Raw genomic sequence first — 15,110 nt, forward strand, 5'->3', positions numbered from 1 at the left:
TCTTCCCGGGTAAGCGCGGATTAAGAACATTGCTTCGTTCTTGATCCGCGCTCGTGCTTGTGATGGTTGTGCGAAAGTGGAAGTATGGCTGAGTTGCAAAGGCATCGGGCGCTGGGGTTTGGGGCGTGTGCGCTGGCGAGTTCGTTGTGGGGCTGCGGATTTTTCTTTGGAAAGATTGCGCTGGCGGAGATGAGCTTCGCCCATATGGTGTTGTACCGCTTTCTGTTTGGCTTCGTAGCGTTTTTGCCTCTGCTGGTGACGCATCGTCCGCAGTTGAAGGGGCGGGAGTGGGGTTTGCTGGCGGTGGCTTCGTTTCTAGGAGTGCCGCTGCAGTTTCTGTTGCAGTTCTATGGGCTGTCGATGACGACGGTGAGCCATGCCGCCCTGATGGTAGGGACGATGCCGGTGATCCTGGCGTTGGGAGCGATGGTCTTCGCGCACGAACGGATGGACCGTGTGGGATGGATCGCGCTGGCGGGCTCGACGTGCGGAGCGGCGTTGATTGCGTTGGGGGGAGCGCATCGTGTGGGCAAAGGAGAGGCTTCGCTGGCGGGAGATCTGTTAGTGGTCGCATCGGTGGGGATCTCGCTGTTCTGGGTCTTGTTGAACAAGCGGTTGATGACCCGGCACAGCCATGTGGTGGTGACGGTGTATGGGCTGGTCCTGGGTCTGCTGATGCTGTCGGTGTGGGTTCCACTGCGATATGGATTGCCACCGGTGACGGGGGTCTCGGGCAAGGCGTGGATGGCGTTGGCGGCCAGCGGCGTGCTGTGTACGGCCTCGACGACGCTCTTATGGAACTGGGGAATGACGCAGGTTCCGGCCTCGCAGGCGGGCGTGCTGCTGAACATGGAACCACTGATCGGAAGCCTGCTGGGAGTGCTGGTGCTGCATGAACATCTGGGGCCGAGCGCCTGGGTCGGAGGCGGGTTGATCCTGACAGCGGCGATTACGCTGACGACGCACTCGAAGACGCATGTAGGCGGCGAGAGCGCGGCACTGCCGGAGATGCTGGTTTAGACGATTTGTATCCATTGTCCTTGAGTTGATCGGCGGCGAACAGCGCTACGGATAGACTTAGGGGAATGGGAGTGTGGACGAGCTTCGGCGGGGTGGTGCGGAGGCTGCAGTGGACACGGGGGCTGCGCGCGGGTGTCGCGGTGGCGGCGGCAATGACCGTGTGCAGCATGCTGCACAAGCCGATGGGTTGGGCGGCGCTGGGTGGGTTCGAGGCAATTCTGGTGGACAATGGCGGTCCTTACAGGAGCCGTCTGCGGACGATTGCGACGCTGTTGGCAGGTGGGTCCGTGGCGTGCGTCGTTGGGGCGATCTCCAACACCCCTCTGGCGCTGGCGTGCGTGGTGACAGCGGCGTTCTGCTTTGTGGCGACGTTTGCGCGTGTGATTGCGCAGCCGGTGGCTTCGACGAGTGTGATCATTCTGGTGCTGTACTTTGCGGGGTATGGCGGTGGAACCCACGTCCTGAGCGAGGCGCTGGGGAATGCGCTGGCGTTTGTGCTGGGAGGAGCTTGGGCTGCGGTGTTGAGCCTCGGGCTTTGGCCAGTGGATCCGTTCCGCCCTGCGCGGCGCGGCGTGGCAGATTGCTATCAGGTGCTAGCGAACTTTGCCGCGACGGTGAGGAGGACGGCTTCGCACAGCCCGGAGCGAGAGGCCGCGAGGGTGCGGACGCATGAGTTCCAGAGGAACATGCGGATCGCGATGGAGACGGCACGCGGAGCGCTGGAGACGACCGCGGCGCGGACCACGGCGAGGACAGTTCGGGCGCGCAATCTGACGGTGCTGCTGGAGACCGCGGACATCCTGTTCTCCGAGACGATCCGCTGGACGGAGCTGCTGGAGGGCATCGAAGACGACGGTGCAGAGGCGGTGCTGATGGATGCCTTCCGCTGGCTGAGTGCCGCGGAGCATGCGGTGAGCCGTGGATTGGAGCATCGTCCGGAGGATGGCGGAACGTCGTTTGCTCCGGAGGGTTCGCACTCGATCCAGCATGTGCGGCGGCGAGCGGAGGCGATTGAACCACATGGCGCGAAAGAGGCTGCGATGCTGGGACATCTGCTGGTCGAAGAGCGGGATGCGCTGCAGAATATCGAGATTGCGTTCGAGGCCGTTCGAGCAGTGTGGAGCGGAGCCGAGGTGCGGGCTGGAGGAGCGGCGGCGCGATGGGAGGGATTGGCGAGGCGCAACGCGGGCGTGGAGGCGGGATCGGGCTGGATGGATGCGATTCGGGCGAACTGGACGGGCGAGTCGCTGATGATGCGTCATGCGCTGCGCATCGCGGTGGTCGGCGGAGCGGACGTTCTGCTGATGCGGATGGCGCATGTGAGCCATGGCTCGTGGCTGGGTATGACTTCGATCATCGTGCTGCAGCCGTATGGATCGGGGACGCTGCGGAAGAGTCTGCAGCGGGTTGGAGGGACGATCGCAGGAGGCGTGCTCGCGGCGCTGCTGGCGGCTTCGATCCATAGCCAGACGGGGATTATCGCGGTGATTACGGTGACATCGGTGCTGACGCTGGCGACGTACGCGGTGGACTATGGATGGTACAGCTTCTTCCTGACTCCGACGTTTGTGCTGATGAGTCTGCCGCATCTGCAGGACTGGCACTTTGCCGAAGTGCGGATGGCGACGACGGTGTTGGGCGCGATGGTGTCGCTGGCGGCGATGTGGCTGCTTTGGCCGGAGCGGGAGCAGACGCAGTTGGGTCTGCTGCTGGGGCGCGGAGCAGCGGCGGATGCAGCGTACGTGCGGGCGATGCTGCGGTTCTGGACGGTGGCGGATGGACAGCGGACGGTCGCGGACCGCGAGGTGATGGCTCCAGCGCGGAGGCTGTGCGGATTGGCGATCAACGATGCGGAGGAGGCGCTGGACAGGCTGATGCTGGAGCCTTCGTTCGGGCGGAAGAGTGCCAACGGCAAGGATGTGAAGATGACGGCGCTGACCTTTGTGACCTATCTGCGGAGGCTGACGCGGAGTGTGACTACGTTGCAGGGCGTGGGGATGCGCGATGCAGCGGCGGTTCGACGTCTCGAGGCGGTTGCGGCGCGTCTGGAGGCGGTGAGCGGAGTCCTTGTTGGTCATGGCTCTGCGGCGATCGTTGTTGCTCCAAAGGAGGCTGTTGAGGCGGCGCGAGGCGGAGTCGCGGAGCAGCAGATCCTGCGGATGGAGCGGCAGACAGGTGTGATGGAGAGAGCCGCGGCGGAGATGCTGCAGGAGACTGCCTGAGAGCAGGCGAGTTTGCCGGCGATGCGGTGCGTGATATTCTCCGCCCATATGAACAGTATCTTTAGTGCTTCCCTGCTGGCTGTGGCTGGCTTGTCTTCTGGATTCCTTGCTCAGGCTCAGAGTGCTGCTCCTTCTACGGTGGAGACGGCGATGGTGAAGGCCATCGATGCGGAGAGTCCGGCTGCGGTGGCTTTGCTGGAGAGACTGGTTAACATCAACAGCGGCACGATGAATCTGCCGGGCGTGATCGCGGTGAAGGACGTGGTGATGCCGCAGATCGAGGCGCTGGGGTTCAAGGTGCGCTGGGTGCCGATGGAGGCGTTCGACAAGCGGGCCGGAGATCTGGTCGCGGAGCATCCTTGCGCGGCGGGAGCGGGCAAGTGCGGCAAGCGGCTGCTGTTGATCGGGCATATGGATACGGTGTTCGAGCCGAGCAGTAGCTTTCAGAAGTACACGATCGTTCCTGGGACGGATGGCAAGGTCGCGACCGGACCGGGCGTGAACGATATGAAGGGCGGGCTGGTGGTGATGCTCTCGGCGCTGAAGGCGATGAAGACCGCGGGCGCGCTGGACAAGGCGGAGATCACGATTGTGCTGAGCGGCGACGAGGAGCGTCATGGCGAGCCGGTGAGCATCAGCCGGAAGGACATGATCGATGCGGCGAAGCATAGCGATGTGGCTCTGGAGTTCGAGAACGACTCGCGGATCGATGGGAAGGACATGATCCGGATCTCGCGGCGGAGTTCTCTGAGCTGGAAGCTGGAGACGACGGGGCGGACTGGTCACTCGTCGCAGATCTTCCGCGACACGATGGGGTACGGGGCGATCTATGAGCTTACGCGGATTCTGGACCAGTTTCGGACGCAGTTACCGGAGAAGGGTCTGACGTTCAACGTCGGGCTGGTGCTGGGCGGCGCGACGGCGAAGTTGAATGAGACTGGTACCGGTGGCACGGCTACGGGTAAGAGCAATGTGATTCCGCCTACGGCGTTGGCGCTGGGGGATCTGCGGACGTTGAGCAATGAGCAGACGGAGCGGGTCGAGGCCAAGATGAAGGCGATCGTTGCGGACCATCTGGCGAAGGCGGGCGCGACGATCGAGTTTCAGGAGGGCTATCCGGCGATGGCGGAGACGGACGGCAGCCGCGCGCTGGTGAAGCAGTTGAACGAGGTGAACGCTACGCTGGCGCTGGATCCGCAAGAGGTGATGGATCCGATGCTGGGCGGCGCGGGCGATATTGCCTTTGTGGCGCCGTATGTTCCGGGGCTGGTGGGAACGGGAGCGATCGGCGACGGGGCCCATGCTGAGGGCGAGACGGTGGCGCTGGACTCTCTGCCACGGCAGTCGAAGCGGATGGCGCTGCTGATGTACCGGCTGGGGAAGAGCTAGGCCCCCCGGCGGGTGGGCTCCGGTCTGACACCCCCTCCCCCCGTCCTTTTGCGCAAATTCTTCGATTCAGACGGGTTGCTTTTGGACTTTTTAAGGCGGCGGCTCGTTGCTGGTGAGCGCGAAGTCTTTGAGTTGATAAAGAACCTGAGTGCGTCCGCACTGAGCGGATGTTTATTACTTCTACTTCTATTTTATTGGTTGGAGCATAACTCCAGTGCCACTTCGATCTGACTGATCTGGAATGGGTTAAGTGGTTTTGGGGCTTGACATTGCGTTTTGCTGGTGTTTTTGACGGGAAATTTTCTAAGTGAGGGCCGAGGTTGGGATCGGGATCGCCAGCGCAGATGGTCAGGTCTCAAAACAACAGACGTCAAATGCAAAAATAGGCATCAGCCTTAGAAGACGCACAACGAGTTTATTATTGACGCTCAATAAAGGAGCATACTAAACAAGTCAGTGTCCGAATGGGATGGCTAAAGTGCCATGCGTTGACCCCGCCGGAAAACCGGCCCCCGCCCGAGTGCAGGGATTCAAAGAGGCCCCAATTAGATGTTCTCAAAGGAGACCTTATGTGGGTCTCCTTTGAGCTTAAGCCTTGATTGGGATCTTGCTCATCGTATGGTGCAGGATGACAATAAACTTGATTGCCCCAAGCTTACCGTGCTTCCGACGGCTTGGGCTTCGCCCCCCGGATTGATACAACCAATAATAGATGTTTTTCGACCGACTGGTTGTAAATTTCCGACCAGTCGGAATATTTTCGTTTGATGTTTGTCTCTCTCAGTACATGGAACGCGTTCGCCGGCGCCTCTGGGGTTTGGCCGCAGTACTTCTGCCGGATGCGGGACACCACGAAATGGAGAGCACCTTAAAATGAAGATTGGTTTTGTTAGTATGCCGCTCACCGGTCATCTTAATCCGATGATCGCGCTGGCCCGCAAATTGCAGTCCCGGGGACACGATATCGTCTTCATCGGGATTCCCGATGTCGGCCCCTACGCCCGCGCCGCCGGACTAAACTTCGTCTCCTACTGCGACGAGGAGCTGCCTGCAGGATCTTCCGCGGGCATTCTCGCTCCTGCTGCCAAACTTCATGGCCCGGAGGTAACCCACTGGACGATTCAGGGGGCGGGCAGAGCCCTGTTCCAGTTGGCGGCGCAGCACCTGCCGCGCGTACTCGCCAGCGCAGGCGTTGAGGCGCTGGTGATCGACACCGTCCATATGTACCTCGAACTCGTTCCCATCAGCATGGGCATTCCGTATGCGCATGTGTGGGCCATTTTGAATATCGACTTTTCCGGCACCACGCCTCCTTCTGTCGTGCCGGGGAGGTACGAGGATACCTCCGAGGGGCGCGCACGCAATCTCGAGGCGCTCAAGAAGAACGACAACGCATTTTACGGAATCGCGCAGGATCTCGCCGAAGCTTATGCGGAGCGGACCGGTCTGCAGTTGGACTGGAGCGATCCTGCTGCAACCATCTCCAGACAGGCCGCGGCGGTCGTGTCGCAGACGCCCAAGGAGTTCGATCTTCCCGGGATTCCCTGGCCTCCGGAGTTCCACTATGCCGGGCCGTTCTTTGACGAGGCAGCACGCGAGCACATACCGTTTCCGTGGGAGAAGCTGGATGACAGGCCGCTGGTCTATGCCTCCCTGGGAACCCTGGTCAACGGCCTCGCTAGCATCTACAAGACGATACTGCCCGCAGTGGCAGAGGTTCCTGAGGTCCAGGTGGTCCTCGCCAAGGGGGACCATATCGGGCTCGCCGAGCTTGGCCCCATCCCGCCCAACGTGATCGTCGTCGACAAGGCTCCTCAGCTCGAACTGCTCAAGGCTTCCGTTTTGTGCATTACTCACGCCGGACTCAATACGGCGCTTGAGTCGCTGGCGCAGGGCGTGCCGATGGTGGCTATTCCGATCGGCTATGACCAGTTCGGCGTCGCTCTCCGCATCGCCTACCACGGAGTTGGGGAGGTCCTTGAGATCGACGACCTGACTGTCGAGGGCCTTCACGAGTTGATTGAGAAGGTTCTGTACACTCCCGCTTATCGCGAGAAGGCGCGGTACTTCAGAAACGTGATCGCGAAGCGCCGCGGGCTGGACGTCGCAGCGGAAGCGATTGAACGCGCCTTTGAACAAGCCATCGAGAACCGTACTATTGAGCTCTCGCGTGCGTAAGAGGCGCTCTTCCTTAGACGAAGACCTTCTCCAGCTTAGCGGTCAGAATCTGTTGATGCACGGCAACGACGGCTGGGATTGCTTCCAGCCGTCGTTTGCATTCTTGTCGATTCTGCTTGTGCACCAGTCAGCATTTTAGTTAGGGATGGGGGCGGGGTTTGCCAGGGATGGGCGGGCCTTGTGGCTGGCGATGATGGTCTCGAGCTGGGCGGTGGTGCGATGCCAGATAGAGGTGAGGGCGATTCCGGCGAGGATGAGGCCGAGGCAGAGTCCTGACCAGAGGCCGGCCGCCCCGAGGTGATGCCGCATGCCGAAGTAGAGGCCGACGGGAAGGCCGACGACCCAGTAGGCGCAGAGGTGGACGTAGAAGCCGATGCTGGTGTTGCCTGCGCCGCGCAGGGCTCCGGTGGCGGTCATCTGGAGGCCGTCGAAGAGCTGGAAGATGGCGACGATGAACATGAGCGGGACGGCTGCCGCGATGACCTGCGGGGATGGCGTGAAGCCGCGGGCGATGGTGGAGGGGATGGCGATGAAGACGCACGAGGCGGTGAGCATGAAGATGCTGGAGAGGAGAATGCCGGTCCAGCCAGCGGCTTTTGCGCCTGCGGCGTCGCCACGGCCGATGGCCTGTCCTACGCGGACGCTGGTGGCGGTGCTGATGCCCATGGGGACCATGAAGGTGAAGCTGGCGCAGTCGAGCGCGATCTGGTGTCCGGCGAGGGGGAGTGCGCCGAAGGTGGAGATGATGGCGGTGACGGCGCCGAAGATGGCGATCTCTACGAAGATCTGCGCGCCGATGGGACCGCCGAGGGAGAGGAGCTCGCGGAGGCGGGCGGGCTCCCAGCGCCATTTGGTCTTGAAGAGGCCGTAGCTGTGGCGGCGGTCGTAGTAGAAGATCGCGGCGAGCATGACGATGGCCTGATAGCAGCGGGAGAGCATGGTGGACCAGCCGGAGCCGACGACTCCGTAGGCGGGGATGTGGATGGGACCCCACTGGTGGCCGTAGATCAGGAACCAGTTGAAGGCGACGTTGATGATGTTGGCCGAGATGAGGGTGAAGGCGATGGCGCGAACGTGGTTGAAGGCCTGCAGGTAGCGGCGCAGGACGAGCCAGAGAATGAGCGCGGGTGTGCCCCAGTTGAGGGCGTTGAGGAAGGGAACGCTGCCGGCGAGGATCTGAGGATCGGTATGGAGGCGCGAGAAGCCGATGGGCATGAGCGCGACGATGCCCATGAGGATGACGGTGAGGACGGCTCCGAGCACAAGGCCGTGTTGCAGCGAGCGGTTGGCGTCGTCGATGCGCTTTGCGCCGAAGGCCTGAGAGAGGACGGTATCGAGGCCGAGGAGGACGCCACCGATTCCGAAGGCGAGGGTATGGTACATGACCTGACCGAGGGCTGCCGCGCCGAGCGCTACGGCGGAGTTGGGCAGGTGCCCGACCATGATGGTGTCGACGATGCCCATGACCATCCAGCCGATTTCGGCGAGGACGAGCGGAAGGGCGAGATGAAGCATAGGCGGGATTTCACGACGGATCGACATGGCAGATGGAAGGAGATATCCAAGATATCTCACTGCGTGGCCGGGATTTGCAGAACGTATGGATTCTCTATTTTTTTACTGGCGTGTCGGGCTTCTTCACGGGAATGTCAGGCGGAAGGGACTGATTGCGATTCCTGAGCCACTCGAGGGTGATGCTCTTGCCGGATTTGTTCTGGCGTTGTTGATCGACGTCGGGCATGAACATCTCGAGCCCGGCCTGGGGCGTCATGCGGCTGATGCCGTCGACGAGCTGGGCTTGATAGTTGACGAGATCGAGGTCGAACCAGGCATCGTCGGAGGCGTCGACGAGGGTGAGGTCGGCGTTGTGCATGGTGAGTTTGCCGAAGTCCAGGGTGCCGCCGGTGAGCTTTAGGAAGTTGTGCCACTGTGCGAGGCGGGCTTCGTCGTTGCGGGAGTTGCCGTAGATGAGGACGAGGTCGGGGCGGTCCACGCTGACGCCGGTGAGCTGGCCGCGGATGTAGGGCGGCGGAAGGAGCTTGGGGGTGTCGAAGAAGAGGTCGTTGCCGGAGACCTGGACGCCCGCAAGTGGAGTGGAGCCCATGACGTCATCGATCTGAACATGCAGGCCGCCGAGGAGAGCTTTGACGGGGACTTTGAGGACGTTGATTTTGGTGACGTGAAGGTGGATGCGTCCGTCGGACGTCGAGGAGACGGTACTGGCCATCTCGACGGGGAGCGGCAGCATGAGCTTGTGAAGAATGCCGGAGATCTTGAGCTGATCCCCCTCGCCGGTGATGTTGATCTTCTGCAGGGGGAATTTGGCCGGGACGGCGGAGTTGAGGTAGTTGCCGATATCGCCGAGGTTGGCGTGGACGACGCCCTTCTGGATGACGAAGATGAAGGACTTGGGGTCGTCCAGGGACGGGTTGACGCCGGGGTGCGTGGGGAGCATCTGACCGCGGATCCAACGGATGTAGACGCGGAAGGTGGAGCCTTTGCGGAGGAGGAGATTGTGCGCGTAGACGGCGGTGGGGTCTTCCGCGGTGGCCGCGGGAGGGGAGCCAAGGGGGGCGGATTGGTCGAGCGAGGGCGGCGTTCCCTTGTGGAATGCCGGCCAGCGAAGCCAGAGCAGAGCCACCACCAGGAGGACGGCAGCGAGGGCGAGGAGGAGCCGGGTCGAGATTTTGCTGCGGATTGGCATGGTTGGCTCAGGTCGCGTTGGGGTGGAGGGATGCTCCACCCGGGTTGTTAAGGAAGCAGGCGCATCGTGTGACTTGTCTTCTTGGATGCTGAAAATGCGGGAACGTCCTTGGTGGCGTTCTTACCTGCGAATCGGAGCCGGGCAGGTGCGATGTTTGCGGGGTTATTTGGAGGTGTCCTCGAAGGCGAACTTGCCGAGCTGGAAGGGGTGCGAGGTGGTGGGTTTGCCTTCGAGGGGATTGGTGGGGTAGGTATCGAGGCCATATGTCGGGAAGCCCCAGACTTTTCCGTTACGAAGGTCTACTATGACTCTCCCATAGAGTTGGCCGGTACCGTCGGGCTGGCGCAGCATCTGAACTCCCGGTTCGATGAAGAAGGAATAGGGAGCGACGGATTGGGCCTGCGCGGCAGGAGGTTGGGCGTATGGTCTGACGGCGATGGCGATCAGCGCTATCGCGATGATGAGCAGGAGGAGGTTCTTGAGCGTGTCACTTTTCATGAGGCACCTTGATTGAATTGACGACCGAAGCCGAGATTTCCGATCCGTTGCAGTGTAGATCCATCTTCATGGAGGAGGTCCAGGATGACCAAATTGAACGCTTTAGCGGCTCTGGAGTGAAATCGGCGCGGGAATCTCTGCATGGCCGAGGGATCGGCATCTGAATAGGAAGCGGCCCGGGATTGAAGATCACATATTTTTCCTGCAATGCACGGTGCAAGGTGCACCGCAGGAGGCTCGAATAGGAAACCCAGCTACTCTCGATGGCACGGAAAAACGACCGCTGCCGAGCGCACATGCGTTGGAGGTCGGTTTCAATGCGATGCCGGTGGGCGTCTCGTGGGCAAATCTTGCGGATCAGAAGATCGGCTACATGAACCGCATGTTCACGGAGATCTTCGGCTACGTGATGGGCGACTTCGTGGATATCGCCGACTGGATTGAGCGAACTTATCCCTTTGTCGAAGACCGGGATCTGGCCTGGAAGAGCTGGGGGGCGTACTTCTCCGCGCCGGATCTTTTTGAGTTCTCCATTGAGCCGATGGAGCTTCGCATTCTGTGTAAGAACGGGGAGATCAAGACGATTCTGCACAGCGGAGTGATTCTTCCCGAAACGGGATGGGCGCTGGCTACGTTCGTGGATATTACCGAGCGCAAACGCAACGAACTGTTCCTGCAGGCGGCCGAGCGTGCGGCCCGGGAGAACAAGGCCATCTACAGCCTGTTGCTGGACCATTCCCCGGACATGATCATCATCTCGTCCTTCGACAATACGAGCCGCTTCGTGTCGCCGGCGGTGACCCAGATCACTGGCTTTACGCCGGCAGAGTACCTGGAGATCGGTGCGTTGGGTTCGATCCATCCGGAGGACCTTAAGGGCGCTCAGGACGGGATTGAGAATCTGAAGAATGGAGCTGTCCGAGAGGTCTATAGCTTCCAGATGCTGCGTAAAGGTGGAAGCTATTGCTGGGTTGAGGCGTTGGCCATCGGATACAGCGACCCTGTCACGGGAAAGCCCGCGGGTTATATCGCCACCGTCCGGGATGTCTCCGAACAGAGAAAGCGGGAGGATGCTCTTGCGTCGGAGTACCGCGAGCTCTCGGAGGTAGCCGCGCTCGATGAGCTGACCGGCATTGCCAACCGTAGGACGTTCAACCAGACGCTGGAGCGAGAGGCTCTGCGGCATATGCGCTCCAACCGTGACGTCTCGGTGCTGCTGTTGGATGTGGACTACTTCAAGCAGTTCAACGATCTTTATGGACACATTCCCGGCGATGAGTGCCTGAAGCAGATCGCTACCGTTCTACAACGTGTTCTACGACGCGATCCGGATCTGGCGGCGCGCTTTGGCGGCGAGGAGTTCATCCTGCTCTTGCCGATGACTCATCTCTCGGGCGCAGAGGTGATCGCCCGCAAGATACTGCAGGCGATCATGGATCTTGCCATACCGCATGCTGATAGTCCGTATGGGGTGGTCACCATCAGCATTGGGGTCGCGTGCTGGCCGCCCGGGATCGTGCTGGACCAAAAGCTCTTGCTGGAGCAGGCAGACCAGGCTCTGTACCGGGCGAAAGACGGCGGCCGCAATACCTACCGCCTGCATGAGTGCGGTCCGCCCGCAGCCTAGAGCAATTCCACAGGAGAATTGCTCTAGCTGGGACGTTTGAGGTGCATGGCTTCGGCGGTCATGTCGGTGTACTTGAGGCCGGCTCCGGTGTTGAAGAGGACGACCTTGTCGGTGGGCTTGAGGTCGCCTGAGGCGATGAGCTGGTCGTAGGCGGCGGTGGCGGCTGCGCCTTCGGGGGAGAGGAAGAGCCCTTCGTTCTTGGCCCAGTCGAGGATGCTGGCAAGGATGGCTTCGTCGGTGGCGGAGATGGCCTGTCCGCCGGACTTGGCGAGGATGTCGAGAATGATGGTGTCGCCGTAGGGCTTGGGAACACGCAGGCCGGCGGCGAAGGTGGCGGCGTTCTGGAAGAACTCGCTGACGGGCTTGTGGGCTTCAAAGGCAGTGGTGATGGGGGCGCAGCCGGCAGCCTGGAGTGCGTACATCTTGGGACGCTTGCTTCCCTTCTCGATCCAGCCGAGCTCTTCCATCTCTTCGAAGGCCTTCCACATGCCAATGAGACCTACGCCTCCTCCGGTGGGGTAGAAGACTGCGTCGGGGTAGGTCCAGCCGAGCTGCTCTACGAGCTCGTAGCCCATGGTCTTCTTGCCTTCCACGCGGAAGGGCTCCTTGAGGGTGGAGATGTCGAACCAGACCTGCTCGGGCGGGGTGTTGGCTTCTTTCTGAGCCTTGATGTTTTCGCCGACCATGCGGGCGCAGTCGGAGATGAGGCCGTCGACCATGGTGACGTCGGCCCCGTAGACGATGCCTTCGAGGTAGTTGGCGAAGGGGACGTCCTTGGGCATGAAGATGTGGGCAGCGATGTCGGCCGCGGCAGCGTAGGCGGCGAGCGCTCCGGCGGCGTTTCCGGCGGAGGGGACGGCGAGGTGCTGGAGGCCGTAGTGCTTCGCCATGGTGACGGCGAGGCCGAGGCCGCGGGCCTTGAAGGTGCCAGTGGGATTGGCTCCCTCTTCCTTGATGAAGAGGCCGGGGTAGCGCTTGCTCTTGAGCATGGGCGTCCAGCCTTCGCCGAGGGTGACGGGGGTTACGTCGGGCAGGACGGCGGAGTAGCGCCACATGCCGAGGGAGGTGGAGCTGGCGGCGGCGCGGGGGACGATGTCTTCGCGTTTGGCGGTGCGCTTGAGGGCTTCCATGTCGTAACGGACGTAGAGGGAGCCGGCACAGAGGGGGCAGAGGGTTTGCGGGGTTGCGGCGGAGACGTGGTGGCGGCAGCGAGAGCACTCAAGGAAAGCGATTGCAGGCATCTTTGAATGCTAACGGATTTTGGGCGCCGAGTCGCAATCGGCTGGGAGTCCAACCGAAATTTATCCAGCCTCGCCCAAAGGCTTTCAGATCAAAAATCGAATCATTCGAGGGTTGGCACGCGTATGCGTTTCCAGTAACGCCGGCCATGTTCGCATTCGCTGAGAAGATGTATGAAGCGCCGGATGAGGTAGCGATGAAGGCGACGTTGCGACTGAGGCGATCCAGCTTCGCGATGATGTGGTTGCCTATGCTTCCTGCATCGTTTGAGGGCGGCAGCCAGGAACGGCTACGGTCACGGTGAGTGCGTTCCGCATCGACTAGCGAGAACGGTCTTTTTTTATATTGGTCAAAGCAGCCGCTCTGGCAAGAGCATATACCGAGTACAGAACGAATAAAGCTGTGGTGTCGGACATAGATGCCCTTGCCTTGCTTACCGATAGTGCCAAAGGTGGCAGAAATAGCAATATCAAAGCACTTACCTGGAGCCATAGGTTCCCCGTGAAAAGCAGGAATAAAGACAGGATGAAGATCCAGAACATCAGAAGCGTGTAAGCGCTAAGAGCCACGACAGCAATATTTTTAGTAGAAGGTAGATTTTCTAAAAAGTTCCTCGCGACGTGTCTCCCATGCCAACGGTTCTGCCTATAGAAGTGCACGAGGGTACGTGGTGTTCCGTCATGCACAACGGACAAGTTCTTGTAAGCGAGTACCGACATTCTTTGGTCTCTCGCGCGGGTGCATAGGTCCACGTCCTCACTGGTTTCCACGACTTCACTAAAGCCACCTAGAGATTCAAAGTCGCTGCGGTGGATAAAAATGGTCCCACCAGGCAGGAACGATACCTCTCCTTCCTGCTCTGTCGCCTGATATTTGTTCCAGATTTTCCCTACCCATGTGCTGTTCTCTGGTATTCGGTAATGGGCTCCCCACACTGCATTTTGGGTAGAATCCTTTATTCCGTTCTCCAGCCAATCTGGTTGGGGTTCACAGTCGGCGTCCAAGAATGCAACGATGGCCCCTTTGGATAACGACGCGCCATAGTTTCTTGCCGCAGATATACTCTCTCGCTGCTTTGAAAGCACCTTTAGGTTTAGGGTGCTCATAAACGTCTTGGCGATGTCAGGAGTATGGTCCGTCGATCCGTTATCAATTACGACAACTTCGAACTCCGAAAGAGATTGGTTGGCTAGGGCTTGGAGGCATTTCTCAAGGTGTGACGCCTCGTTGTAGGCAGGGACGATTACAGATATTTGGCTCATACACTATCTCCAAGGCAATACAAATATAAGTCGAATAGCAAAGTGAAGATTCGCCTTGAGACGCTCGAATGCATGTCACAAGATAGTTAGGATCAAGCCTCGTACTATCCGGCTGCTCATTTGCAATCCGTTCTAGCGCTCCCAAGTGACTCAGTGTATGGCGCCTTTCCTCTGCCCTAGAGCATATATAGTGTCCCACCCATCACCTGCTTGGACTGCCACCGTTCCCACATGGAGGAGTACCAAACTCAGAGCGCAGGATCGGCCTCTCGGGACAGCGCTGCAAACTTGTTTAGCCGGCAAGTATAAAACGCAGATTCGCCTGTTCTCACACAGTCATCCCGAGATGACGATGAGAACAGGTGGATCTGTCGCGATCGCTCATCGACCTATAGGCGATGAAGATTGATTGGGATTTTGCGCCGAGACTCTCCCGTTGCCTTATTCAGAGTGGAAGAGAGGAGGTACGCTGGCACTGCTAGTGGGCTTTGAGCCAGCGGCGAGCGGAGAACTCGGTGGCGATGCTGGCGGCGAGCAATGCCAGGCTGATCGAAAAGGCGCTGACGACCCAACTGAGCTCCATACGGCCCTTGAGCATGAACCTGTCGAGCAGGGCCAGGACGAGGACCAGAACCGCCGCCTCTGCAAAGAACGAGGAGCAGCGATGGGCGGAGATGGCGATGAGATCGACGAGCGGGGAGGACGCCGTCTGAGTGGAGCCGCCACCTCCTGTTGGAACCAGGACGAGACGGGGCGGTTGAGGAAGGAACTGATTCGAATCGTTTGCTGCTGGGGAAAAGCCACTCCGGATGGAGTTTGAGACATTTTTGTGAAACATATACGAGCCTTTGTGGTGCCTATAACAAGTTTCACCTCAAAATAGCCTAAAAGTCCAGTCAATTTCCTGTAAATTACTCAAATAAAACAGTTTATGAATATTTATACAAAGCGGTGAGAGAATATCCAAAGAA

At 60.0% G+C, this 15,110-nt stretch carries 11 protein-coding genes; 5 read left to right on the forward strand and 6 right to left on the reverse strand.

The genetic code is table 11. The features are described 5' to 3' along the window. Positions 1 to 84 precede the first annotated feature (84 nt). The 4 genes from HB393_RS07645 (at position 85) to HB393_RS07660 (ending at position 6,809) form a co-directional block, all read left to right on the forward strand. Positions 85 to 1,020, forward strand: a complete 936-nt coding sequence (locus HB393_RS07645) for an EamA family transporter (RefSeq protein WP_213804583.1) — start codon at positions 85 to 87, stop codon at positions 1,018 to 1,020. A 65-nt stretch (positions 1,021 to 1,085) separates the two neighbouring features. Further along, positions 1,086 to 3,242, forward strand: coding sequence for an FUSC family protein (locus HB393_RS07650; protein ID WP_213804584.1), 2,157 nt, complete (start codon positions 1,086 to 1,088; stop codon positions 3,240 to 3,242). Between the two features lie 48 nt (positions 3,243 to 3,290). Next, positions 3,291 to 4,631 carry a M20/M25/M40 family metallo-hydrolase gene (locus tag HB393_RS07655; RefSeq protein ID WP_255550903.1) on the forward strand — a complete coding sequence of 447 codons (1,341 nt, stop codon included), beginning with the start codon at positions 3,291 to 3,293 and terminating at the stop codon, positions 4,629 to 4,631. Positions 4,632 to 5,504: 873 nt separating this feature from the next. Then, positions 5,505 to 6,809: a nucleotide disphospho-sugar-binding domain-containing protein gene (locus HB393_RS07660; protein ID WP_213804586.1), complete on the forward strand. Its 1,305-nt coding sequence runs from the start codon at positions 5,505 to 5,507 to the stop codon at positions 6,807 to 6,809. Positions 6,810 to 6,944: 135 nt separating this feature from the next. Here HB393_RS07660 and HB393_RS07665 read toward each other — a convergent pair whose 3' ends face one another. The 3 genes from HB393_RS07665 to HB393_RS07675 all read right to left on the reverse strand — a co-directional run bounded on the left by HB393_RS07665 (position 6,945) and on the right by HB393_RS07675 (position 10,011). Then, positions 6,945 to 8,324 carry an MATE family efflux transporter gene (locus tag HB393_RS07665; protein WP_255550904.1) on the reverse strand — a complete coding sequence of 460 codons (1,380 nt, stop codon included), beginning with the start codon at positions 8,322 to 8,324 and terminating at the stop codon, positions 6,945 to 6,947. Between the two features lie 94 nt (positions 8,325 to 8,418). Continuing rightward, the gene (locus tag HB393_RS07670; protein WP_213804588.1) at positions 8,419 to 9,513 is read right to left on the reverse strand and encodes a hypothetical protein; all 1,095 of its coding nucleotides are present in this window, start codon (positions 9,511 to 9,513) and stop codon (positions 8,419 to 8,421) included. A 162-nt stretch (positions 9,514 to 9,675) separates the two neighbouring features. Further along, positions 9,676 to 10,011 carry a hypothetical protein gene (locus HB393_RS07675; protein WP_213804589.1) on the reverse strand — a complete coding sequence of 112 codons (336 nt, stop codon included), beginning with the start codon at positions 10,009 to 10,011 and terminating at the stop codon, positions 9,676 to 9,678. Positions 10,012 to 10,333: 322 nt separating this feature from the next. On the opposite strand from HB393_RS07675, the gene HB393_RS07680 reads away from it, so the two are divergent. After that, positions 10,334 to 11,638, forward strand: coding sequence for a sensor domain-containing diguanylate cyclase (locus tag HB393_RS07680; protein WP_213804590.1), 1,305 nt, complete (start codon positions 10,334 to 10,336; stop codon positions 11,636 to 11,638). 23 nt (positions 11,639 to 11,661) lie between these two features. Here the strand turns inward: HB393_RS07680 and HB393_RS07685 are convergent, their stop codons facing one another. The 3 genes from HB393_RS07685 to HB393_RS07695 form a co-directional block, all read right to left on the reverse strand. Next, complete coding sequence (locus tag HB393_RS07685) at positions 11,662 to 12,879, reverse strand: threonine synthase (protein ID WP_213804591.1); 1,218 nt, start codon at positions 12,877 to 12,879, stop codon at positions 11,662 to 11,664. A 318-nt stretch (positions 12,880 to 13,197) separates the two neighbouring features. Next, entirely contained in the window at positions 13,198 to 14,139 is a 942-nt protein-coding gene (locus tag HB393_RS07690; RefSeq protein WP_213804592.1) for a glycosyltransferase family 2 protein, read from the reverse strand. 478 nt (positions 14,140 to 14,617) lie between these two features. After that, positions 14,618 to 14,977, reverse strand: a complete 360-nt coding sequence (locus tag HB393_RS07695) for a hypothetical protein (RefSeq protein WP_213804593.1) — start codon at positions 14,975 to 14,977, stop codon at positions 14,618 to 14,620. Between the last annotated feature and the right edge of the window lie 133 nt (positions 14,978 to 15,110).

The sequence above is a fragment of the Granulicella sp. dw_53 genome, from assembly GCF_018449545.1.
Lineage (GTDB): Bacteria > Acidobacteriota > Terriglobia > Terriglobales > Acidobacteriaceae > Edaphobacter.

Coding starts and splice junctions, on each gene's coding strand:
- HB393_RS07645 (WP_213804583.1), top strand. CDS start 85: ATGGCTGAGTTGCAAAGGCATCGGGCGCTGGGGTTTGGGGCGTGTGCG.
- HB393_RS07650 (WP_213804584.1), top strand. CDS start 1,086: ATGGGAGTGTGGACGAGCTTCGGCGGGGTGGTGCGGAGGCTGCAGTGG.
- HB393_RS07655 (WP_255550903.1), top strand. CDS start 3,291: ATGAACAGTATCTTTAGTGCTTCCCTGCTGGCTGTGGCTGGCTTGTCT.
- HB393_RS07660 (WP_213804586.1), top strand. CDS start 5,505: ATGAAGATTGGTTTTGTTAGTATGCCGCTCACCGGTCATCTTAATCCG.
- HB393_RS07665 (WP_255550904.1), bottom strand. CDS start 8,324: ATGCTTCATCTCGCCCTTCCGCTCGTCCTCGCCGAAATCGGCTGGATG.
- HB393_RS07670 (WP_213804588.1), bottom strand. CDS start 9,513: ATGCCAATCCGCAGCAAAATCTCGACCCGGCTCCTCCTCGCCCTCGCT.
- HB393_RS07675 (WP_213804589.1), bottom strand. CDS start 10,011: ATGAAAAGTGACACGCTCAAGAACCTCCTCCTGCTCATCATCGCGATA.
- HB393_RS07680 (WP_213804590.1), top strand. CDS start 10,334: ATGCCGGTGGGCGTCTCGTGGGCAAATCTTGCGGATCAGAAGATCGGC.
- HB393_RS07685 (WP_213804591.1), bottom strand. CDS start 12,879: ATGCCTGCAATCGCTTTCCTTGAGTGCTCTCGCTGCCGCCACCACGTC.
- HB393_RS07690 (WP_213804592.1), bottom strand. CDS start 14,139: ATGAGCCAAATATCTGTAATCGTCCCTGCCTACAACGAGGCGTCACAC.
- HB393_RS07695 (WP_213804593.1), bottom strand. CDS start 14,977: ATGTTTCACAAAAATGTCTCAAACTCCATCCGGAGTGGCTTTTCCCCA.